We start from the raw sequence: 21,365 nt of genomic DNA on the forward strand, positions 1-21,365 counted from the left end.
AATTAATTCTAACAGGGGTGTCAAGAGGGCAGAGCTCAAGTTCCGGTGATCCGAGGAAGAACTGGCAGGCGCGAAATCGCATCGCACCCATTATGCTGACTTTTCGTTCCTAATTAAAGCTCGATGAGTGATTCGGCGATTGGGCATGAATCGACAGACTGGTGTTCAGGAAAGATAGGTTCTAGACCCGCCGGCTCGGCATCTAGATAAACGACCTCTGAGTTCTGGTCCTGCGGTGGAAACCATTCCAATCGGAGTGGTAAACAAAGTTGTCCCACCCAGCGTTGCTCGTTAGGCTTCCTCCCCAGATGCCGATCTGCGCGGGACCGTCTTGCATCGAATTTCCTTTGTGGCTATAATGCCGCGGAGCGCTCTTGGCATCGCTAGCCTCACCTCACTCCGGGTCCCTTGTCAACGAATCATCCTGAGGAGGAAAGCATGTACTCCGATCTTCTTTTCTATGAAGCATCCGACGGAGTGGCCGAGGTGTATCGGACCAAACATGGCTCGATCGACATCGATCGTCACGAAACTGGCTGGGGCAACAATTGGACTCATATTGTGAATGGGCAATTTGGGCTCCCGGGTCTGTGTCAGCTCATCCTTTACGACGCAGTCTCAGGGACCATTCGGATAGAGTCGGTCGTCACCACTCCAAATAACGTTGGCGGGGAGTCACTCGTTAAGGAGATTACAAACTGGCGCCCGGGCTGGACGCACGTTGTAGCCGTAAGTTTTGTGGAAGGGGCCCAGCAACTGTTCTTCTGCGATGCAGACTATCTAAAAAAAGGTCTGGGTGTCTGCGAACTTTATAACGTGTCCTCGTCCAGCCCATGGCTGTCGCTCGCGCGCCAGTACCCGAACATGGGTAGTGGTGTGACGCAGGTTGTTCCCGGTAGATTCAGCAGCAAATTTGCGTCGGGTCTGGCCTTCTATTACGCCTTCAACGGGACGGGAGTTTTCTACGAGGCGGATCAGGACACCCTGTATTTTGTGAACGGTTTTGGGGAATTGCCAACCACGGTAAAACAGGTTGTACCTGGCAACTTTAGCGGTGGTCAGCAGACCGATCTGCTCTTTTATGACCCGGTTGGCAAAGTTGGTTACTTCTACTCGGTCGACAACGGTGGCGTCATCCACATTCTTGAGGCGAATACCGGATGGCAGAGTGATTGGAATCTGATTGTGCCAGGGAATTTCAGCGACGGTACAGAGACCGACCTGCTGTTTTATAGCCAGGCGCGGGGTGTCGGACAGTTCTATCGCACCAACCACGGGGCCATCGCCCAAATTGGTCTCTACACCGATTGGCGCCATACCTGGGCGCATATTCTGGCAGGAACCTTTGCTCCGGCTGTCATCACCACGCAACCGCCGCCGCCGGCAATCGTGATCCCCTCGATCGTGCTGTCCGACCCGATGCTTGGCTTCTATTCACTGAAGCTCACAGGATCGGGCTTCGAAGCGAATGAGACCGTCTCGCTCACGCTGACCTGGCAGGATCAGAATCAGGCGCCCCAGAGCATTATTTATACGACCCAGGCCGATGGCTCCGGAGGATTTGTATATACATACGACGGAAGCGGAGGAGGGGTTTGCATTCCATTCCGGAGATGGACAGTCGTCGGAACCGGCAAGACAAGCCATCGCCAATCCAGTCCCGTCTCGGCCGGATGTCCATGAAGTAAGCGGATATCCATATCTCCGGCAAAGAACGAGCGGATGATTCAGGTGGTATCTCTTTTGCCCGGATAACACCCGGGACACGACGCTTTTTCTAAACGTCTTCAGGAAAATGAGCGCGCTCCCCTATTCCCATCAGGCAAGGCACGTTTCAAGAACTGCAACAATACGAGACGCGCTTTGGGGATTGTGCGCGCATCGAGAGAGGGATCATTTGAGGCTGTGCTAAGCCAAGCTCGTCACGACTCTGTCCTTAGCCTCTCTCTGCTGCGCAATTGAGTCGAGTCTTCGCAAAGGCTGCAATCGAAATCGTTTGTTTTTCTCTCTTGACAAACCATAACCATATGGCTATGGTTTTGCGTGTGAAGCCCTCTGATGCCAATCACGTCTTCCGTGCTCTTGCCGATCCGACTCGCAGGGCTATCTTCGAGGAGCTGAGCCGGCAAGGCGAACAGACCGTCCACGCCTTGACTCGCTATGCGGGCGTATCTCAGCCTGCTGTCTCCAAGCACCTGACGGTGCTGAAGCGAGCGAAGCTGGTACGGCATCGCCGCAAGGGACGGGAAACTCACTATTGCGTGCAGCCCGATGCGCTGGCGCCGATGGTGGATTGGCTCAATGTCTACGGCGCCTTCTGGCGTGACCGGTTTGACCAACTTGAAGCCCTTTTGGAAAGGATGAAGCCATGAGCCAAGAATCGACGAGCAATTCAGCACAGAGTCCCCGTACCCTTGTGATGGAGAGGGTATTCCCACACCCACCAGAGAAGCTGTGGCGAGCGCTTACGGAGAGCCCGCTGCTCGCGCAGTGGATGATGAACAACGACTTCGAACCGGTGGTCGGGCGGAAGTTCCAATTCCGGGCAGACCCGATGCCGAACTGGGATGGTGTTGTCGACTGCGAGGTGCTGATCGTCGACCCGTTGCAACGTCTGTCCTATAACTGGGGCGTTGGAGGAAGCGAATCCGGGCTTCAATGGGTGGTGCTCTTTACGTTGACTCCAGCGGAGGGAGGCACTCACGTTCGCATGGAGCAGTCCGGCTTCCGTCCCGATCAGCAGGCAGCGTATCAGGGTGCAAATTACGGCTGGCAGAAGTTCTTCGGTGGTCTGGAAGGTGTGCTCGGGGGGTTGGAATGAGCAGGAAGGCAAAAAACATTGCTTATTGGATTACGACCGCACTCGTAGCGTTTTTTATCGGAAGCGGGGGCGTCGCGCAGGTAGCCCGTGTGCAGGGCACTGTCGATGGATTTGTGCACATCCTCGGCTACCCGCTGTACTTTGTGACCATACTGGGCGTCTGGAAGGTGCTTGGAGCGATTGCCATCCTGGTGCCGCGTTTTCCACGGCTCAAGGAATGGGCGTATGCCGGCATCTTCTTTGACCTGACCGGCGCGGCCGCCTCCTCCGCTTCGGTCGGCATTTACGGCGCTTACGGCTTTCACATCCTCGCGCCGCTTATCATTGCTGGTCTTACTGTGGCGTCTTGGGCGCTGCGACCCCAAAGCCGGACCATCGGCGTCCTCTTTCCTGTGACAAGCGACCGGCCGGTATAAACACATGCGCAGCGCTTCCGCATCGAGCTCTGGTTGCCACTAACGCCAAGTGTCGTCCTCCCAAGGTTGCAGGTTACGCGGAGCGCAGCTAAATGAAAGGACCGTCCGTGGAATCTGCCTCTGCATTCATCGACGAGAAGATTAAGGAACTTGGAGACTGGCGGGGGAAGACGCTCGCGAGGGTGCGCGAGATCATACACAAGGCCGACCCTGAGATCGTCGAAGAGTGGAAGTGGATGGGCACTCCCGTCTTTTCGCACGGCGGCATCGTCTGCACCGGAGAGACGTACAAGAACGTCGTCAAGATAACATTTGCCAAGGGAGCTGCGCTGGAGGACCCTTCCGGTCTATTCAACTCCAGCCTCGACGGGAATGTGAGGCGCGCCATCGACATCCACGAAGGGGAGAAGATCGATGAGGCGGCCTTGAAGGAACTCATTCGCGCGGCAGTGGCGCTCAATCTCAAGGCCAAGAGCAAACCGAAGTCTCCACGAGCGAGCGGCAAGCAGGCTGAATAGCGAATGAGCGATGGCGCTGGAGTTGCCGAGGCAGTCGTTGCAGGTTCGCGGATTACTTCAGCAGCAAATGCTCGAAAGGCGGAAACGTCAGCAGCAAACCCAAGGTCAAAAATACAAACGCCGCAAGGTTCACTCTCCCGATGGCCACCGTTCTGGTCCGCCAAAATCTCGCAAGTCCAAGCCAAACCGCCAGCCACACCATGATGCCAAGCGAACTGACGCCCGACAGCGGCCCCGTAGGCCGGTAAAAAGTGAATAGTCCAGCCATCGTCCTGGACCCATCGCCAATGACGGCCAGAAGTCCGATCGCAAAACAACCGATCCCGGCACTCAGGATCGCCGCAGCGGCAGGACCATTTACGAGCTGTCCTTCTGAGTCGAGCAGGCGATCTTCCTTGTTCGATGCGGGTAAATTCATTTTGCCCCTCTCACGATTGTGATCGTTCCTCCACCCTCTACTGGCGCCGCTTTGTCGATCATTGCGCCGAAACCTCCCGCGATCCCGCCGGCCAGAAGCGCCGCCACTGTAAACGCAATTACGGCACGTTTTACGGAAGGATGCTGCTTGATAGACCCACGGTACTTCGCGAGCACATAAGCCACCATCGTCATCGCAATGGGAGCGAACCAGGCCACATGCTCCTTCCACTCCATCCCCAATGAGTGCCATTCGATGCTCGTCGCCTTCGCCATCAACAGGTGTTGCGGATATCCGGTTAAATTCGTAACGCCAGGGGGCACCGCCGCCCGATACCACGGATACACCACATAGGCTCCTGAAAGCACCGCCGCCCAGCCTAGCGCAGCCGTTACGATCAGATAACACCGTTCCAACCTGTAGCCTCGCGCTGAAAGCTCTAAAGACTCTTTTTCAAAGGCCGATCGGCATAGTTCCACCACAAGTCCAAAGATCGCCATAAGAAAAAATCCACCGAACATAAGACCATGCACGCCGGAAACAAAACTACGTACCGTAACTTCCATGAAATCTCCAAGCACTCTAGATGGTTGACGTATCCATTATTCAGGACGTTTTGTCTTTGTTGTCGGGGATGGTTAGGTTGAGGGTGCCTTGGGTGATGGGGTAGGAGCGGTTTTGCCAGCGGAAGGTTCCGTGTAGGTTGTGGGGCAGGTGGACGATGGCGTGCAGCTTGCCGTCTTCGCGGGTGTATTGCACTTCGATGGTGCCCTGCGGATGGGGGTAGCTGGCGGTGAGAGTGTGCAGCGGGCCCAGGTGCGGAGCGATGAGGACGGACTTGAAGCCGAGGCTGGCGGGTTGGATTCCGGCGACGATGTTGAGCAGGTCGAAGTTGGGGTGGGCGCTCCAGGCGTGGGAGTCGGAGCGGGTGGGCTCGGGCTGTTCGGCCCAGGTGGTGAGGCCGAGGTCGATCATGTTGCGCCAGGGCTGGAGCTGCTGGATATATTGATCGCCCATGCCTGCGTGCTGGAGAGCGCGGTTCAGGTAGAAGCGGTAGTAGTAGGACGCGGGCGAGATGGTTGAGGCGTTGGCGGGGTCGAGGATGTGGGTCATGATGCCGCGCTGGGCGGCGGCGGGTGCAACGTCGAGCCAGACGGCCATGGCGTTGGTGTGCTGGCTGTAGTGGTTGCCGTGTGGGGTGTCGGTGTAGAGATGGGTTTGCGGGTTCCAGCAGAGGGTCTGGATGGCGCTGACGGACTTGGCTGCGGTCTCGCGGTAGCGCTGTGCGAGGACGGGGTCGCCGTAGGCGGATTCAAGCTCGGCGGCCTCGCGGAGGGCTTCGATGTAATGGAGGGTGATGATGGCGGAGTCACCGTTTGCGTCCTGTGGTGGTTCGCCGCCTTTGAAGTCTTCGGTCCAGTCGATGAAGGACCACCAGGGAAGTTTGCCCATGAGGCCGTTGGGGTTCTGGTGTTGGAGGAACCAGGCGAGGACGGTGCGGGTGCCTTCGAGCTGCTGGCGGACGAAGGCGGGGTCGTCGCGGTAGAGGGCGTAGTCGTGGACCATGCCGATCCAGAGGAGAGAGAAGGGCGGGATGGACTGGAAGAGGGAGGTGGGGTAGCGGCTGAGGGTGATGCCGTCGGGCATGCGGGAGTCGTTGATGGCGTTGATGGCCTGGCGGGCGAGGCGGTCGTCGCCTGCGTTGGAGTAGGAGATGAGAGCTTGCAGGCGCGTGTCGCCGACGTACTGGAGCCGCTCCCAGTAGGGCGTGTCCATGTAGGTGTCGTGGGCGTCGAGGCGGGCGGTGCGCCAGCCGATGTTCCAGATTTTTTCTAGCGAGGGGTCGTCGCTGGTGAATTTGGCACGGTGGACGAAGGGGAAGGCGGAGAAGGTGAAGTGGAAGCGGTTGAGTTGGAGTGGCTGGTCGCCGGTGTGGATGTCGATTTGGAGATAGCGCCAGGTGCGCCAGACGAACGGGGCGAAGGTGCGGTTGTTGCTGCCGTCGGCGATGTAGTCGTCGTAGATGCCCGCGATGTGTTTGCCGGTGATGTCGTTGCGATTGCCCTTTTCGCCTTTGGCGTCGTAGAGGGCTTCGGCGTAGGTGAGGCGGATGGTGGCGGCGTTGCCTCCGCTGAGCGACAGCTCGGGATAGCCGGTGGTGAGGGTGCCGTTGTCGATGAGGATGCTGGCGGTGGTGTTGGCGGGGATGGTGATCGCGCCGTCAGGGAAGTTTGCCGCGGAGTCGAGCCCGGTGGTGCGGACGACTTTGCCGCCGGGCTGCGGGGTGTACTCCATTGGCGGGAGAAGGTCGGGGACGAGTTGCCAGTTGCTGTCGGCGTCGCGCGCGCCGCGTGAGGCTGCGCGGTCGAGTGGGACGGCGGGGGCCCAGTGGGAGGGATCGGTGATGGGCGCATCCCATGCGGCGTCGAAGTCCTTTGTGTTGATGATCTCGATGGGCTCGGCAGCGTAGTAGTTGTGAGCTATCGGCTTGGTGAGTGGCTCGATGGTCATGCCGTGGTCGATCTCGGTCTGCCAGCTTTTGTCGGTGTTGGCGGACTCGGTTTCGGGAGAGGTGCCTTCGAGCAGGAAGGCGGTGCGGTTGGTGAACTGAGCGGCGGATTTGTATTCGCCGTAGTTCCAGACGATGGCGGCGAGGATGTTGCTGCCCGAATGCAGGAAGGGTGCGAGGTCGATGGTCTCGAAGCGCCAGTGAGCGAGGTCGCCTTTGGCGGGGCCGCGGCCTACGGTCTCGCCGTTGACGTGGAGGAGGAAGGCGTTGTCGGCGCTGACGCGGACGATGAAGTGGTCGGGCTTGGCGGGGAGATCGATGGTTCGCTGAAAATGAACGAGGGCCGGTGCGTAGGGCGGCAGCGCGGGGGCGGTGATCCAGTGGGCTTGCCAATTTATTACAGGAGCGGTGGAGCTTTGGGCCGGGCTGGCGGCGCAGGATGCGATGACGATGAGGATGGTCCCGGCGAGGCGGCGCGCACGATGAGGCATGTTCTCTCCCTGATTTCAATACCGGTATATTGTGTGAAAAGTCGGCATGGAAGTTATAGCAGGATTTGGGTGGGGCTACTTTGGGGTAAGTATTATGGCCCTACGATGGGAAGGGGTTATGTCTTCGAAAAGCTGCGAATGGTGTAACACGTCCCTGAATCGCAAGCGTAATAAAATTGATATTGCTAGGATGTGCGGATGAAAAATTTATCGAATGTGCGTCGCTAACCTTGCGCCGCGAAGCTCTCTGCCGATGGCAGGAAAAGACATTCTGTAAAACACAATCTGAAAAAGCCCGTTGCATTTGTCTTTCATTGTGCGCGGATAAGGCGAGCGTATGTCAGTATTTTTGACCAGAACCGTTGCCGATATATGTGGCATGATCAGCGTCGCCATCATGGCTGCGTTCTGGTTGTGTATGCGGTACGCGCCTCCCATATCGAACGTTTATTTCAGGTTCGTCGGCATTCCGTCTTTGGTTGGTTTAGCGCTCCTTCTAGCTATATTTGCGTCTGTTCGAGCATCCAGATGGTGGATATTGGCACTTTTCATTCCAATATTTACCTTGCTGGGCCTTCTCAGTGCGGCTGGTTGATTATTGTCTTTTCAGACTCACTACCGACAGAGAATGAGTTACTTCTTGGAAAAAGCAAAAATCTAGCGTCTAACTTGTTTTCTGGTGGAGGGCTTCTGATCTTTGCGTGACTGTTTTGCGAAGGCGGCTAGGAAGGCGTCGGCTACGTGGACTTCGAGGTCTTTGGGGGCGTTCTGGCCTAAGCGTTGCGCGAAGATGTGGCGGTACATCATGGGGCCGAGGAGAAGGGCGATGCCGACTTCGGGATCGATGCCGGTCCTTAGAGCGCCTAGTTTTTCGCCGCGCTTGATGGTGGCGGCGAGGCCGATGCGTGCCGGTTCGAGCACCTTCGCTCGCCAGGCTGCGCCGAAGGCACGGTTGCGTGCGCTGTAGGCCATCAGGTGCGGCCAGATCTTGTCCTTCATCGCTTTGCGATCGGCTGCGGGCTGGTAGCGTAGCTGGCCGATGAGGTCGGTGCGAAAGTCGCCGGAGTCGAAGATGGGAGGCTTTTCGTCGAGGCCGTGGACGAAGCCGAGGACTTCGAGGCAGAGCGCGTCCTTGTCGGGCCAGTGCTTGTAGATGGTGGCTTTGCTTACGCCGGAGGATTCGGCGATGGCATCCATGCTGGTGGCATCGATGCCATGCTCGGAGAATAATTCAGCGGCTGCTTCCACAACTTTACGGTGTGCCTGAATGCTTCTGGGTCGTGCCATGACTATGCTTCGATCTTCGAGAAGAGGTAAGCGCCGCTGCCGAGGAAGACACAGGCTATTGCAGCGAGGACGGAGATATCGAGCATGGCGCTGAACTGCCATACGTTGACGAGTGCCCCACGGAGGCCGTCGACGCCGTAGGTGAGCGGGTCGATGCGGACGATGACTGCCATGGCTGTGGGCAGGTTGGAGAGGGGATAGAGCGCTCCAGAGAGAAAGAAAATGGGGAGCACAAGGAAGTTCATGACTAGCTGGAAGCCCTGCATGTCCTGCAGGATGGAGCCGATGCCGGTGCCGAGTGCGGCGAAGACGACGGCGATGAGGATGACGAAGAGGAAGGCGAAGGGAATCGCGGTCCATGACTCGGGCCGGAAGCCTGCGATGAGGCAGATGACGAGGATCAGCGTCCCTTGAATGATGGCGACGGTTGCGCCGCCGAGGGTGCGGCCGACCATGATTTGCAGGCGCGAGACGGGAGCTACGAGTGTTTCTTTGAGGAAGCCGAACTGGCGGTCCCAGAGCATGGCGATGCCGGAGAAGACGGAGCTGAAGAGCACCGTCATTCCGACGACGCCGGGGGCCATGAACTGCAGATAGCTGCCGTGGCCTGCCTGTTTGAAGACGGGGCCGAAGCCGAAGCCGAGCGCCAGCAGATAAAGGCAGGGCTGGCCCAGCGACACGACGATCTGTACGCGCGAGCGCACGTAACGCTTCAATTCACGCAGCCAAAGAATATATATCGCGCCCATTTATGATCTCCACCCTTTCTTTACCGCTTCCACATCTTTGCCATTTGGCGCAGGCGGTCGGTCGAGTTGGCGCTTTCGTCGCGCAGGGACGAGCCGGTGAGCGCAAGGAAGGCGGCTTCGAGAGAGTCGGTGTTGGTTTGTTGTTTGAGCTCCGTTGAGGTGCCTACGGCGATGATGCTGCCGTGGTCCATGATGGCGATGCGATGAGCTACGCGGTCGGCCTCGTCCATGTAGTGCGTGGTGAGAAAGACGGTGGTCTTTTCGCTCTCGTTGAGGGCTTTGACGTGTGTCCAGAGCTGGTTGCGGCTCTGGGGGTCGAGGCCAAGCGTGGGCTCGTCGAGGAAGAGAATGGCGGGCGTGTGCAGGAAGCCGCGGGCGATCTCGAGGCGACGCTTCATGCCGCCAGAGAAGGTTTTTACGTAGCTGTCCTTGCGCTCCCACAGCTCGAAGGTCTTGAGCAGACGCTCGATGCGTTCGGCACGGAGCTTGCGCGGGACGTGGTAGAGAACGCCGTGGAGGTCCATGTTTTCGTAGGCGGTTTGTTCGGCGTCGAGGCTGGGGTCTTGAAAGACGATGCCGAAGCGCTGGCGTGCCTCTTTAGTCTTGATGGTTGGGTCGAGGCCGTCGAGTTCGATGGTGCCGCTGGTGGGACGCAACAGCGTGGTCAGCATCTTGATGGTGGTGGTTTTGCCTGCGCCGTTGGGGCCGAGGAAGGCGAAGATCTCGCCCTGGCCTACGTCGAAGGAGATGTCTTTGACGGCGGTGAAGTCGCCAAAGGTCTTTACCAGGTTCTGAACGCGAATCATAAATTAGCCTCGGTCAGGTACTGAACAATACTGAACGGTATAGTTCAGTATTGTCAAGAGTAATTCAGGCAATCCTGAGTATTGGAGCGATGGGGCGGATCATGCCGTCGCAGGCAAATGAGTGATTCTTCGCTGGTCCCAGAACAATTCTTAGTTGAGGAAGGGAATGGAGCTAGAAATGGTGGGTCAGCTCTGCGAAGTGGGCCAGTTCCAGGAACTGGCGGCCAGCAGGGGGATGATTGATATTTTCGTGCTCGAGCGCCCAGGTGAGGTCGTGGGGGATAAAGATGGCATTCAGTCCGGCGGCGAAGGCGGGGTTAATGTCAGACTTGGGACTATTGCCGATCATCCACGTGATGTTGGCTTCGCAACCGTGATGCGCGGAGAGACTGCGGTAGGCGGCGTGATGCTTCTCCGGAAGGACTTCGACGGCGCTGAAGTGCGCGGCGAGACCGGAGCGGCGCAGCTTGTCGGTCTGCTCGGAAGGATCGCCCTTGGTGACGAGGATGAGGCGGTGACGGGTGGCAAGGTCGGCCAGAGTTTCGGCTACATGGGGCAGGAGTTCGATCTCCTGATCGGCGATGGATTGGGCAAAGCTGACGATGCGGGCGTGCTTGTCGTGTGTGAGGGGGCGATCGGTGAGTTGCTCGAAACAGGTGATGAGCGAGTGGCGAAAGCTGTGGAGACCGTAGCCGCGAGCGGAGATAGTGGCTCGTTCGACACTGTTGAGGCGCTCGCGGACCTGCTCGGCCGTGTAGACGCGGTGGTCGAGATAGGAGATGAAGGAGGCGATGGCGCGCTCGAAGTAGACGTTGTTTTCCCAGAGCGTGTCGTCTGCATCGATGAGCAGTGTCTGATTGGCGGGGTGACGGGTTGGGTTGCCTTTTCGGGACATAGGTGCTGATTGTAAGACCGTTTCTGTATCACGCGGTAAGTTCAGAGAGATGTTCGCAAACGAGCAGGAGTTGCATGATGCGACTGCAAATAAAATGGCTGGGTGAGGACGGAAGTGGAAATGAAAGGCAAAGGGCTTTGAGATTACCGCGGGCGTCCTTTTACACGGAGTTGTTACTTGACTATAGCTATCGCTGAATCTTTGTAAGTCCGAAAGATTGTGCTCACTATCAGGGAACCTGAACTATCCTGAAAGCGTAGTGAATTGTAAGGACTTAATACAAAATGAAAAAGGCACCTCCTCCCACCCCGAAGTTGAGTGATGTTGCCCGTCTGGCTGGGGTAGGCAATGCGACCGTTTCGAGAGTTCTAAACGGACGCATGCATGTGAGCGAAGAGACGAACCGGCGTGTGAAGCAGGCGATCCACGATCTAAGCTACAGCCCCAATCGAATCGCTCGGAGCCTTAAGGGCGCGACTTCCGGCATGATAGGGATGATCGTTCCCAGTATCTCGGACATGTTCTTTTCGCAATGCGCCGAAGCGGTTGAGAGTGTCGCCAGGGAAAATGGCTCTCTTCTTATCGTGATGGCCTCGCATGACGATCCGTCGATCGAGTTTGAGAATTTACAGCTATTGCTTATTCATCGGATTGACGGGCTGATTCTTGCCTCGGCGCAAACCCGCAACACTAAGTTACATGAGAAGCTGAGTGGTCTGACAGTCCCGGTGGTCGGGTTGGACCGCCCATTACGTGAAGCTAATATTCCTTCCGTTATCAGTGAAAACCGTAAGGGGGCGAAGGCAGCAACTGAGCACTTGCTGTTACATGGTTATGGAAAGGTGCTCTGCATTCATATCAAGCCGGAGTTATATCCAATTCAGGAGCGGTTGCATGGATATGTCGAGGCGATGCATGAGGCTGGTCTTGAACCGCTGCTATATAAGGCCGAAAACGCGGCAGATGCAGAGGCCTGCATCAAGAAGCATATCGACTCGGAAAAAGGGACGATCGCTGTCTTTGCTGCGAATAATCTAGCGGCACGTTTTACATGGGAGGCGCTGCGCATGCTTCACCTTGCAATTCCAAGTCAGGTCGCAATGCTTTGCTTCGATGACTTCGATCTTGCCGATAGCCTTACACCACCGATGAGTGTCGTCCAGCAGACCATAGACGACTTGGGACGCACGGCTGCGGAGCTATTATTTCGAAGGATGCGAGGTCAGACGGAGGGTGTTCCGCAGTCAAACAACGATCCGCTGCGCTTGCCGACGCAACTTGTGATTCGAGAGTCCTGCGGATGCCATCTGACAATGGATACTACGCATTGAGAATGTTCGGGTCTAGGGATTTGCGCGAATTACTTCAGCCGCATGGTTCTCTTTACCGGTGTGCTCAGCCTGGAGCAACTGCTTGAACTTTGCGTCGGCTGCCGCGGCGTGAGTGGGATCTCCGAGTGCCCTGTAGACCTTTGCGAGAAGAATCTGGACTGAGGGCTCGTCGGGCGCGGCTTTTTCGGCATTGAGCAACTCGGGCAGCGAGTCGGCAGGCCGGCCAAGTCGTAACAATATTCGTGCCCGCTCGACTCTACCCTGGGCAAGCGAAGGGCAGGTCGCAAGGGCTGCATCCACCTGTTTCAGTGCGTCGGGCGCGGCTGCATTCAGTTCGTCTAGGGTGTTTGCCAACTTCCAATGGGCGATGCAGTTATTGGCGTCGTGCTGAAGGATGGTGGTGAAACTATCTCGTGCCTGTTCCCATTCGCCGGCGTTCCAGTAGGCGTTTGCGAGGTGTTCCATTGCTCCCGCATCCGTGGGTGCGAGCTCAAGCGCCTTTTTGTACTCGGTAACGGCTCCGGGAATATTTTTCATGCTCTCCATGATTTCGCCGGAGAGTTCGTGCGATAGAGGCGAGTCAGGGTCGATGGAATGGACTTGCTCGAATGCCTGCTGAGAGAGTTGTAGCTGCAATTTGCCGAGCAGGTACCAGGCTTCCTGATCCTTCGGGTCGTTGTTAGTTAGACGTCGAAGCTGCTGCACTGCGTCTTCGGGCTTGTTCTGCGCGATCAAGGTGTGAGCCAGCGTGATTCTGGCAAAACGATCGTCGGGCATGGATTTCAACGCGGTTTGGAGTGCCAGCGCAGCCTTGTCGTACGATCCCGTTTGATAGTAGCTGGCACCGAGGATGATCTCGGCAGGATGCATGGAAGGATCTACACGCAGGCCGCGCACGAGAACGGGAATGGCGTCGGTATAGCGTCCCATGTTGTAGTAAAGCCGTCCAAGGTTGTTATAGGCCGCGCCTAACCCTGGGGCGAGGCGAAGAATTTTAGTGTAGTCCGCTACAGCACTGGCATTGTCATCCGCAGCCTGAGCGGTTCGCGCGTGCTGATAGAGGGTTTGCACCTCCGGCGATACGGCCTGCGCCGCCAGGAGAGCGGTTCCACCGCAAGCTAGATTACAAGATAAAAAGAGTGCGGCGAGTCGATTCATGGAGCTTTCAGTATAAGAGGCTGCGATAGCAAAAGAAACCGGGCCGCGATTGTGTCGCGGCCCGGCGGGTTGAGTAAGTGACAGGTCTTAGAAGGTGAGTCGTCCGCTAAGCTGCCCTTGGCGTGGATTGTTTTGCTGGCCGGCACTGACCAGTCCGTAGTTCGACGTGTTGTCGATGTTGTTGTTTGGGTTATTGAAGACGGTGCGATTCAAAGCATTGAAGTAGTCCATCTGGAGAACGAAGGTGACCTTTTCTCCAAGTGCAAACTTCTTGCGCGCATTGATGTCTTCGTTATAGAAGCTGGGGTTGCGCAGTTCGCTATAGTTGCGAACTGCGTTACCGAGAATGTAGCTCTGGCTGGTGCTGACGAAGGCATTTGTTGAGAACACCTGCTGGGTGCTTTGGCCATTTGCAAAGGACAGATCGCCATAGCCCTTGGTGTTACGTGCCACCGATTTGACTTCGTTCGGGCGATTGAAGCAACCGGCGCATCCGAGTGGGTTGTCGTTTTCTGAGATACCAAACGGGGTTCCCGTCTGGTAGGACAGAATGAAGCCAACCTGGAGGCCACCGAGAAGCTGTCCAGTAACTCCCCGATTGTTGACAAAGGATTTACCTGGTCCGATGGGAAGCTCGTAGGTTCCGGAAAGCTTGGTATTGTTGCGGATATCATTTCCCGCAACCGTCCACTCGGCCTTCTGGTTGTACTTGTTTTCAGGCAGGGAAGCGAAGGTTGTAAAGCCACTGTCGACGTTCGACATGGACTTCGACAAGGTGTACGAGGTAAGGAATGACAGGCCGTTCGAGAAACGCTTCTCAAGGCTGGCCTGCAGACCGTTGTAGTTCGCTGCTCCGCTCAGGTCGTAGTTGTTGTACACGTTCGAGTACTGAGGGAAGGGCGAGAGGGTATGGGCAACGGTAGCTGATCCGCCGAGATCCGTCGCATAGTTCGCATAAGGAGCCTTGATACCGGCTGCTACAGCAATAGGATCATTGATGTTTGCAGTCAGGAGGGGACCACCCAGAGCGAGGATAGACGGATTAGGCTGGCTGATTGGATTCAACTGTCCGTTGAGATGCACAGAGCGGTTTCCGAGATAAGCCACATTAAGGAACGTATTCCAAGGAAGCTGGTGCTGAACGTTGATGTTCCACTGCTGAACGTATGGCGCCAAACCATCCTTCTTGGGGTCAAAGGCGCGAATTGTGGTTCCGATACCGAGCGCAGGGTTCAGCACGCCATTGGCGGGTGCTGGGATGGGGTTTCCGTCCCACTCACCATAGCCGGGTGTGTTGGTACCTGTGCTGTTGCGGTTGAAGGAGCCCTGTAGCAGGTTGCCATAGCTGACGGCGACCTTGCTGGTGCCGTACTCATAAGCACCGCCATCCAGGAACGCCAGGCTGTAACCACCCTGAACCACCGTCTTTTCGTTGACCATGTAGGCAAAGCCAAGTCGGGGGCCAAAGTGCTTATAGTGGATAGCCGCACGGTCGACACCGGAGCAGCCTGCGCAGGAGCCAAACTGTGTGGCCTCACCTGGCAGGTTACCTGCCGCTGGGTTTTGCTCGGTCGGGTTGAGATAGACAATCTGGTTTTTGTTTTCTGTGAAGGGGCGCATGATATCCCAGCGCAGGCCGGCGTTGACGGTCAGTTTCTGTGTGACCTTGATGTCATCCTGAATGTAGGGCGAGATGGAAAGGTTGCGCAGCTTCAGTTCGTTCGCGAAGATACGCTGCGTGCTGTCGACCTCTCCCAGAAGGAAGCTGGCGAAAGAACTTCCTGTGGAAGCGAAGTCGCTGGTTCCTGCGGGGGCGGCAGTGGTTTTCTGGCTGAAGTTGATCTGAGCCGCGCACGCCTGGCACTCATTGTCGTCCTGGTAGGTGCGGCGGAACTCGCCACCGATGTTGAGCGTGTGACGGCCCTTGGACCAGAGCCAGTTATTCACAATCGCAACACCGAGCTTGCGGTTGATTGACTGAACCCAGCCACTGGAGGTGCCGTAGTTAGTCGGCTGGTATTGACCGTCGAAGGTGATGTTTGGGAAGACGTCGCTGATGGGGCTGGCAACGACGCCGGGGAAGGCGACGCCGCGCTTCACGTTGAACTGGTTGCCGATCTCTCCGATCCAGCCAATACCTGCCGTGGCCACAAGGTGAGGCGTTACAGCGTTGGTGTAGTTGAGCAGGAAGACCGAGCCGAGTGCAGGGTTGTTCTTTGCGCTCTGCAGGATGTTCGTGATCGGAACGATTGGATCATTGTCAAAGCCGGTGGTGTCGTACGAGTTACGCCACTGGGCGTAGTGAAGCGACTGAGTGGGGGTCAGGTTGTGATCGATGACGAATCCCCAAACGTGGGCTACTTCGGGAAATGAATTCGGCGTAGCGGTCTTGTTGCTGGAGAGGCCGGGACGGTCCGGATCGGGGATGGATGGCAGGATCGCCTGGGAAATCTGACTGAAGCGCGATTGAGGAATCTTGTTGCCGGGGAAGGGAGCGTGGGTCAGCGGATCATAGATGGGAATCAGCTTGCCGTTGCCATCGACGAAGTCGGAGAAGTCGCCGGTCTTTTCGAGTGCCGTCGGGACGCTTCCAATGTTGTTGTTCGATACCGCCGTTTTTCCAAAGTCGAGAGAGAAATGGAAGAAGGTGCGATCCTTGCCGTTGTAGAGGTGAGGAATAATCACTGGACCGGCAATGGTGAAGCCGTAGTTATTCTCTCTGCTGATGGGAGTGGTTTGATTGAAGTAGCCCTTGGCGTCGAAAAACTCATTGCGGTTGATGTAGAAGGCATTGCCATGGAAGGCGTTGGTTCCAGAGGCCATCTGGTATGTCACAGCGCCTTGCGCCAGACCGTACTGTGCGGAGAATGTGGAGCGCTCCACCTTGACTTGGTTGACCATGTCGAAGGGAGGATTGAAGCCGGTCTGATAGCCTTCGGTCTCTGGCTGTGGTGCAGGAATTCCGTTAAAGACAACCTCACTCTGAAAGTCGACTCCACCGTTGATGCGCTTCGAGAAGGAGCTTCCTTGGACACCGGGTGCCAGAAAGGCAACGGCATCGATCTGCCGTCCACGACCGTTGGATACCTCCTCAGGGAGGGCCTGTACTACCTCTGGTTCAATCGTGGTGCCAAGTTCGGGCTGAGTCGTATTCAATGCAATGAGGGGTGAAGTCACCTCAATGACCGTATCGGAGGCGCCGGCGTTGAGCGTCATATCGATGGTTGCGTTGGTGCTGACCTCAAGATTGACTTCGTTCTTGATTGCCTTGCTGAAGCCTGCAGCCGTGACGGTAATCGTATAGCGGCCGGGAAGCAATCCTGTTGTCGCATAGGTTCCAGCCGAACCGGTCACGGTCTTGGCGGTCTGGCCGGTGCTAACGTTCGTCACGATGACCGCAGCTCCGGGAATAAGGGCTCCGCTGCTATCAGTTACTGTACCGGTGACGCCGCTCGAAGCCTGTGCAAAGCCTGGGAGCGCTGTCGCAAACAGAAGACAAAAGGTCAGGAAGATGCCGAAAAGAGCAATTCCTAATCTTGTGCTCCGGCAGGGTCCCTCGCTTGAGCGAGGGAAGACTGTGACTTGGTGCATGATGCTGCCTCCAAAGTTAAATGAAAAATTGAGATCGATCGCACGGGGAAATCTACGCGACGGGGTCTGGAAACGATTCCAGTCGAAACCAAATGTATAACCCCCATATATTAAATGTCAATCAAAAGTTTGAGATCTAACTGCTTCTAAGGGGGTCTCTAAGCGGCCCATAATGTTGGGTATCAATGGCAGACTGGATTTTATGAGTAATGATTACAGCAACTTAGAGGGAAGTCGCGTGATCTCGTAAGCCTATTCTTACGCAAAAAGACCACCGATTTTGTATGTCGGTGGTCGTTTTTGAATCTGAAATAGGACTACAGCCGGCTGATTTAGCTCAACCCTAACTTGCGCATATAATCTGCATCGACCTTCAGGGACTGCATGGGAGGCATATCAAAGCCCTCTTGCTCGACGAAGCAATGTTTTATATGTCCAGTCTTCGCTGCCGCCTGCAGGATGGGACCGTAATCGATGAAGCCCTGCCCCAGTTCTGCGATCGCAGGTCGGTTCGTCTCGGAGAAGGGAGTCGCAGACTTCTTGAAGTCCTTCACATGCAGCATGGCGATGCGGGTGGAATACTTCCGAAGATACTCGATAGGGTTGCCGCCTCCGACAATGACCCATCCGCAATCCATCTCCATTACAACTTTGGAAGGGTCGGTGCGACTCATGAGAACGTCGTAGGGCACGACGCCATCGGTCTTATGAAACTCCGGGTAGTGGTTGTGGTATCCGAATTTCAGGCCGGCGGCGTTTACTTTTTCTCCAAATTTGTTTAATTCGTCGGCATTCCATTTCCAATCGTCGAGCGTCATGGGCGTACGGTTACCCTGCGATGGATCTTTCTTTCCGGGAGAGGAGCAGATGATGTATTTGACGCCAAGCTCTTTCTCGAACGCCAGAATCTTATCGAACTCCTTATGCAGGTCGCCCGAAGGATGATGCGAACTCACCAGGTTCAACCCGGCGTCGTTCATGGCCTGCTTGACCTCTGCGGCACTGTGATTGTAATAACCGGCAGCCTCGACCTCGCGGTAGCCCAAAGCACTTAGCTTCTTCAGCGTGCCTGCGTAGTCGGTGGGTAGCATCTCTCGGACGGAGTAGAGCTGAATTGCGAGCGGCAGATGGAGCGTCTGTGCGTGAAGCTCAGTGCTGGAAAGCAGCGAAGCGCCGATGAGGGCAGCGGAGCTGGTTTTAACAAAATCTCTTCGTGAATGGTTCAAGATATGACCTCTTTCTGTAAGTCGTGAGAGTGGTTCGTTGGTGTCAAGACCCTTAGACGTTTCCCTGACGCATCTGTTCCGCCAGATGCTCCGAAGCTCGCATCGCCAGCGACACAATCGTCATGGTTGGATTCTGCCAACCGGAGCTGACGAAGCTGGCGCCATCGACAACAATCAGATTTTTGATGTCGTGACTCTGGCTCCATTTATTCAAGACACTTGTCTTTGGGTTATCGCCCATGCGGCAGGTGCCTAGTTCGTGAATGCTGTAGCCGGGAGGATTGGGATCGTAGTTCTTCGAAAGAACTTCAAAGCCCGCGGCCTCGGCCAGCGCGATGCTCGTGTCAACCGCATCGCGAGCCATGTTGAATTCATTGTCGGTGTATTTTGTCTGGATGTGCAACGCCGGAATGTCCCATGCATCTACGACGTTCTTGTCGATGCTCACATGGTTCTCATAGCGGGCCAGCACCTCTCCCATGATTCCGGTTGCGAAGACGCTGCCATGATAACTGTCCAGCTTCTTTTGCAGGTCCTCTCCATAGGCAGCGAAGTTGCGCGGATCGATGGCACCGCCGCTGCTGTACACATTCAGCGCATAGCCACGGATAAAGTTCTTCGCTTTAGTGTTGAGGTTGCGAAAACGGGGAATGAGGGCGCTCCCGCCGATCAACTCCGGTGTGGATCGGCCGTCACGTGCCTCTGGTACCGAGCAGGTCATGCCTGCCCCATAGATCTGATCGATCAAGTAGTGGCCCATCACGCCGCTGGAGTTTGCCAGCTTGGAGTTCAAAAGCAAGCGGGTGCTCTCCAGAGTTCCAGCCGCGAGAACAACTACCCGTGCCTTCACCGACATCTCACGCCGCGAGATCCGGTCGACAAAGTGAGCCTCGTTCACCAGGCCGGTATTCTTGTCGACGGTAAGTTCTCGAACAACCACATTCGGAATAGCCTGGAGCTTGCCGGTAGCGAACGCGTCGGGCAGCAGAAGGTTCACTGAGCTCGCCAAGCCGTCCACCCCCAGTGAGCTGCGCGCCTTGCAGACAGGAATGCCAGCCTGTTTTCCTGCATTGACAAAGCGCTGCATGCATCCTGTCCACGGCGAATTGTCCTGGACAAAGTTTCCATCCGGATACTGCGGCAGTCCATAGGCACGGCCGCGCACGCGAAAGATCTTTTCGACCCGCGAGTAGTAGGGGGCCAGATCGGCGAGACTGATTGGCCAGTCGTCACCATAGCCGTCGTGGGATTTGCCCTTGAACTCATAGTCGCTGAGACGGAAGGACTGCCGCGACCAGAAGAGCGAGCGTCCACCAAACAGACGCACTCTTACCCAGTTATAAGGATGTTCGGGGTCGAAGGTGTAAGGAACCTCCTGCTCATCGACCCATGTATTCGCGTTGAACTCGTTCGACTGAAAGACGTGCGGCAAACGGCCCGGCTGGCTGAACCCGCGGAAAGGGAGAGCATAGGCAGGCTTGGACTCGGTATCTTTGTGAACATCCGCGACTGGCCCCGCATTGAGCATCAGGCAGGAAATACCTTTTTCGGTGAGTATCTTTGCGGCCATCCCGCCAGAGTGGCCCGACCCAATAATAAGAACATCAACTATTTCTTCAGCCATAATCTCTCAGTTTCCCTGTGCAGCTTGTGTCTCGGAGCAATCCTGTCTGTTGTAAAAAGGGTGCATGATCCTGCCACCCATTCAGGAGCGCATTTTGTTCGGAGTCGACCGGCGTATGGACCCGGACGCCTCGCAGTTGAGGTCAGGATCAATCGGATACCAATACAATCCCATACCCTCATTCTTTTGCCCTGCTGCAGTGGCCGCTTTGTTCCATGCCTGTGAATTGATGGTTGCAGTGCGGATGTCGCTGTGCGCGACGTTGATGAAGTGAGCGTAGGGCTCGGTCGGTGGATGGTCATTCATCCATGTCTTCAGCCAGGGGTGAAGCAGTTGGTCGGCCTGTGTCTTCTTTATCTCCGCGAACGGTACGCCAAAGTGCTGCCGCGACTCGGCGTCTAGCCGGTCCAGCCCGGATTGATACATCTGCTGCCGGTCCGCCGGTGAGACCCCAATCAGAAAATCAAGAAACTCGGGCGCTCCGGCTTCAATAGCTCCTGGATAGCCTTTGAGGGGAGGCAACAGGATGTCGCTCAATCTCCGCATCGTGGCCAATTGCTGAGAGGTGAAGAAATTTGCATTGGTCTGCGCCACTGCATCAGGGACAAGGGAGGTGATCGGCAGCGGCTTTACCGCATCGAGTCCACGCATCCACGGTACTGGCCCAGGCGCGGTCGGCACAGGAGGCTGTACTGAAGTGACCGGAGCCGCGGTCTGCTGTCCCAATACTGTCGTGGCGGTCGCCGATACCGCCATCAAAGCTTTGACAAAATCTCGTCGTCGTAAGGTTGTAATCGCTTTCCTCCTGATGAAACTTGGCAACTCACGGGCAATTGCGGCAGGCACGGCTGTGTCAGTTGCAGAAGTTCAAATCCAAGCTTCAATAATTTGGGACCGGTCGGATACCCGAATCGCGCCCGGTGGAAAGCTTAAGAGTCTCAGCCTTGAATTGCAAGCTAACACTCGTTGTGGCTTCATTGAGGGGGGATATCCTCTATCAGAAACGCTACTCTAGACGCCGAAAAGCGGGGGGCTTTATCGTGTTTCACCTGTTCCTGACTGTTCCTGGGCGTCCATCCAGCCACGCAAAATCACGACGGCCGCGACCTGGTCGATGACGTACTTGCGATCCTGCCGTCGGTGTCCCGCTTCATCGAGAATTTCGTGAGCCGCGACAGAACTCAACCGCTCGTCCCACATCTGCACCGGTAAGCCGGATCGGAGGCGCAACTCTTGGGCGAAATCCTGCACCTTCGCGGCCCACGGGCTGATATCGCCGGACATGTGCAGCGGATTTCCCACCACAATCTTGACGACCTCGTGTTTACGAATCAGCCGCAGGAGGCTGCGCAGGTCCTCACTTCTGGTCTTACGCCACAGCGTAAGCAGTGGTTGCGCCGTGTAGCCCAGCGGATCGCTCAGCGCAACGCCTACGCGCAGCTTTCCTACATCCAACGCCATTACGCGCCCTGTCACCATAGACTTAATCATCTCTCATCGACGCGGAGTCTGCATCGCGTTTCGA

The 21,365-nt window shown here is 56.5% G+C and carries 19 protein-coding genes; 6 read left to right on the forward strand and 13 right to left on the reverse strand.

The window, feature by feature from the left end; translation table 11 throughout:
• Nucleotides 1–438 precede the first annotated feature (438 nt).
• The 5 genes from P4G45_RS07150 (at nucleotide 439) to P4G45_RS07170 (ending at nucleotide 3,755) form a co-directional block, all read left to right on the forward strand.
• On the forward strand, nucleotides 439–1,683 hold the full coding sequence (locus P4G45_RS07150; protein WP_348268984.1) for a hypothetical protein: 1,245 nt from the start codon (nucleotides 439–441) through the stop codon (nucleotides 1,681–1,683).
• A gap of 344 nt (nucleotides 1,684–2,027) precedes the next feature.
• A complete protein-coding gene (locus tag P4G45_RS07155; protein WP_348268985.1) occupies nucleotides 2,028–2,372 on the forward strand; it encodes a metalloregulator ArsR/SmtB family transcription factor in 345 nt (114 codons plus the stop codon).
• Nucleotides 2,369–2,821, forward strand: a complete 453-nt coding sequence (locus P4G45_RS07160) for an SRPBCC domain-containing protein (RefSeq protein WP_348268986.1) — start codon at nucleotides 2,369–2,371, stop codon at nucleotides 2,819–2,821. Before P4G45_RS07155 ends, P4G45_RS07160 begins: the two co-directional genes overlap by 4 nt.
• Nucleotides 2,818–3,237 carry a DoxX family protein gene (locus tag P4G45_RS07165; protein WP_348268987.1) on the forward strand — a complete coding sequence of 140 codons (420 nt, stop codon included), beginning with the start codon at nucleotides 2,818–2,820 and terminating at the stop codon, nucleotides 3,235–3,237. The genes P4G45_RS07160 and P4G45_RS07165 overlap by 4 nt, the downstream gene beginning before the upstream one ends.
• Before the next feature lie 92 nt (nucleotides 3,238–3,329).
• Nucleotides 3,330–3,755, forward strand: a complete 426-nt coding sequence (locus tag P4G45_RS07170) for a DUF1801 domain-containing protein (protein ID WP_348268988.1) — start codon at nucleotides 3,330–3,332, stop codon at nucleotides 3,753–3,755.
• 52 nt (nucleotides 3,756–3,807) lie between these two features.
• Here the strand turns inward: P4G45_RS07170 and P4G45_RS07175 are convergent, their stop codons facing one another.
• The 7 genes from P4G45_RS07175 to P4G45_RS07205 form a co-directional block, all read right to left on the reverse strand.
• On the reverse strand, nucleotides 3,808–4,173 hold the full coding sequence (locus tag P4G45_RS07175) for a hypothetical protein (RefSeq protein WP_348268989.1): 366 nt from the start codon (nucleotides 4,171–4,173) through the stop codon (nucleotides 3,808–3,810).
• Nucleotides 4,170–4,739, reverse strand: a complete 570-nt coding sequence (locus tag P4G45_RS07180; RefSeq protein ID WP_348268990.1) for a hypothetical protein — start codon at nucleotides 4,737–4,739, stop codon at nucleotides 4,170–4,172. The genes P4G45_RS07175 and P4G45_RS07180 overlap by 4 nt, the downstream gene beginning before the upstream one ends.
• A 40-nt stretch (nucleotides 4,740–4,779) precedes the next feature.
• Nucleotides 4,780–7,173 carry a family 78 glycoside hydrolase catalytic domain gene (locus tag P4G45_RS07185; protein ID WP_348268991.1) on the reverse strand — a complete coding sequence of 798 codons (2,394 nt, stop codon included), beginning with the start codon at nucleotides 7,171–7,173 and terminating at the stop codon, nucleotides 4,780–4,782.
• 657 nt (nucleotides 7,174–7,830) lie between these two features.
• Nucleotides 7,831–8,460, reverse strand: coding sequence for a TetR/AcrR family transcriptional regulator (locus tag P4G45_RS07190; protein WP_348268992.1), 630 nt, complete (start codon nucleotides 8,458–8,460; stop codon nucleotides 7,831–7,833).
• Between the two features lie 2 nt (nucleotides 8,461–8,462).
• A complete protein-coding gene (locus tag P4G45_RS07195) occupies nucleotides 8,463–9,209 on the reverse strand; it encodes an ABC transporter permease (protein WP_348268993.1) in 747 nt (248 codons plus the stop codon).
• 20 nt (nucleotides 9,210–9,229) lie between these two features.
• Complete coding sequence (locus P4G45_RS07200) at nucleotides 9,230–10,015, reverse strand: ATP-binding cassette domain-containing protein (RefSeq protein ID WP_348268994.1); 786 nt, start codon at nucleotides 10,013–10,015, stop codon at nucleotides 9,230–9,232.
• Nucleotides 10,016–10,187: 172 nt separating this feature from the next.
• Entirely contained in the window at nucleotides 10,188–10,910 is a 723-nt protein-coding gene (locus tag P4G45_RS07205) for an HAD family hydrolase (protein WP_348268995.1), read from the reverse strand.
• Nucleotides 10,911–11,194: 284 nt separating this feature from the next.
• On the opposite strand from P4G45_RS07205, the gene P4G45_RS07210 reads away from it, so the two are divergent.
• Entirely contained in the window at nucleotides 11,195–12,241 is a 1,047-nt protein-coding gene (locus P4G45_RS07210; protein ID WP_348268996.1) for a LacI family DNA-binding transcriptional regulator, read from the forward strand.
• A 12-nt stretch (nucleotides 12,242–12,253) separates the two neighbouring features.
• On the opposite strand, the gene P4G45_RS07215 is transcribed toward P4G45_RS07210, so the two are convergent.
• From P4G45_RS07215 to ruvX, 6 genes are all read right to left on the reverse strand, one after another.
• The gene (locus P4G45_RS07215) at nucleotides 12,254–13,399 is read right to left on the reverse strand and encodes a tetratricopeptide repeat protein (RefSeq protein ID WP_348268997.1); all 1,146 of its coding nucleotides are present in this window, start codon (nucleotides 13,397–13,399) and stop codon (nucleotides 12,254–12,256) included.
• A gap of 87 nt (nucleotides 13,400–13,486) precedes the next feature.
• Nucleotides 13,487–16,990: a carboxypeptidase-like regulatory domain-containing protein gene (locus P4G45_RS07220; protein ID WP_348268998.1), complete on the reverse strand. Its 3,504-nt coding sequence runs from the start codon at nucleotides 16,988–16,990 to the stop codon at nucleotides 13,487–13,489.
• 332 nt (nucleotides 16,991–17,322) lie between these two features.
• Entirely contained in the window at nucleotides 17,323–18,216 is an 894-nt protein-coding gene (locus P4G45_RS07225; RefSeq protein WP_348268999.1) for a sugar phosphate isomerase/epimerase, read from the reverse strand.
• A gap of 52 nt (nucleotides 18,217–18,268) precedes the next feature.
• Nucleotides 18,269–19,840: a GMC family oxidoreductase gene (locus P4G45_RS07230; RefSeq protein WP_348269000.1), complete on the reverse strand. Its 1,572-nt coding sequence runs from the start codon at nucleotides 19,838–19,840 to the stop codon at nucleotides 18,269–18,271.
• Nucleotides 19,841–19,921: 81 nt separating this feature from the next.
• Nucleotides 19,922–20,596, reverse strand: a complete 675-nt coding sequence (locus P4G45_RS07235) for a gluconate 2-dehydrogenase subunit 3 family protein (RefSeq protein ID WP_348269001.1) — start codon at nucleotides 20,594–20,596, stop codon at nucleotides 19,922–19,924.
• A gap of 279 nt (nucleotides 20,597–20,875) precedes the next feature.
• On the reverse strand, nucleotides 20,876–21,331 hold the full coding sequence (gene ruvX / locus P4G45_RS07240) for a Holliday junction resolvase RuvX (RefSeq protein WP_348269002.1): 456 nt from the start codon (nucleotides 21,329–21,331) through the stop codon (nucleotides 20,876–20,878).
• Between the last annotated feature and the right edge of the window lie 34 nt (nucleotides 21,332–21,365).

The sequence above is a fragment of the Edaphobacter paludis genome, assembly GCF_039993895.1.
GTDB lineage: Bacteria > Acidobacteriota > Terriglobia > Terriglobales > Acidobacteriaceae > Edaphobacter > Edaphobacter paludis.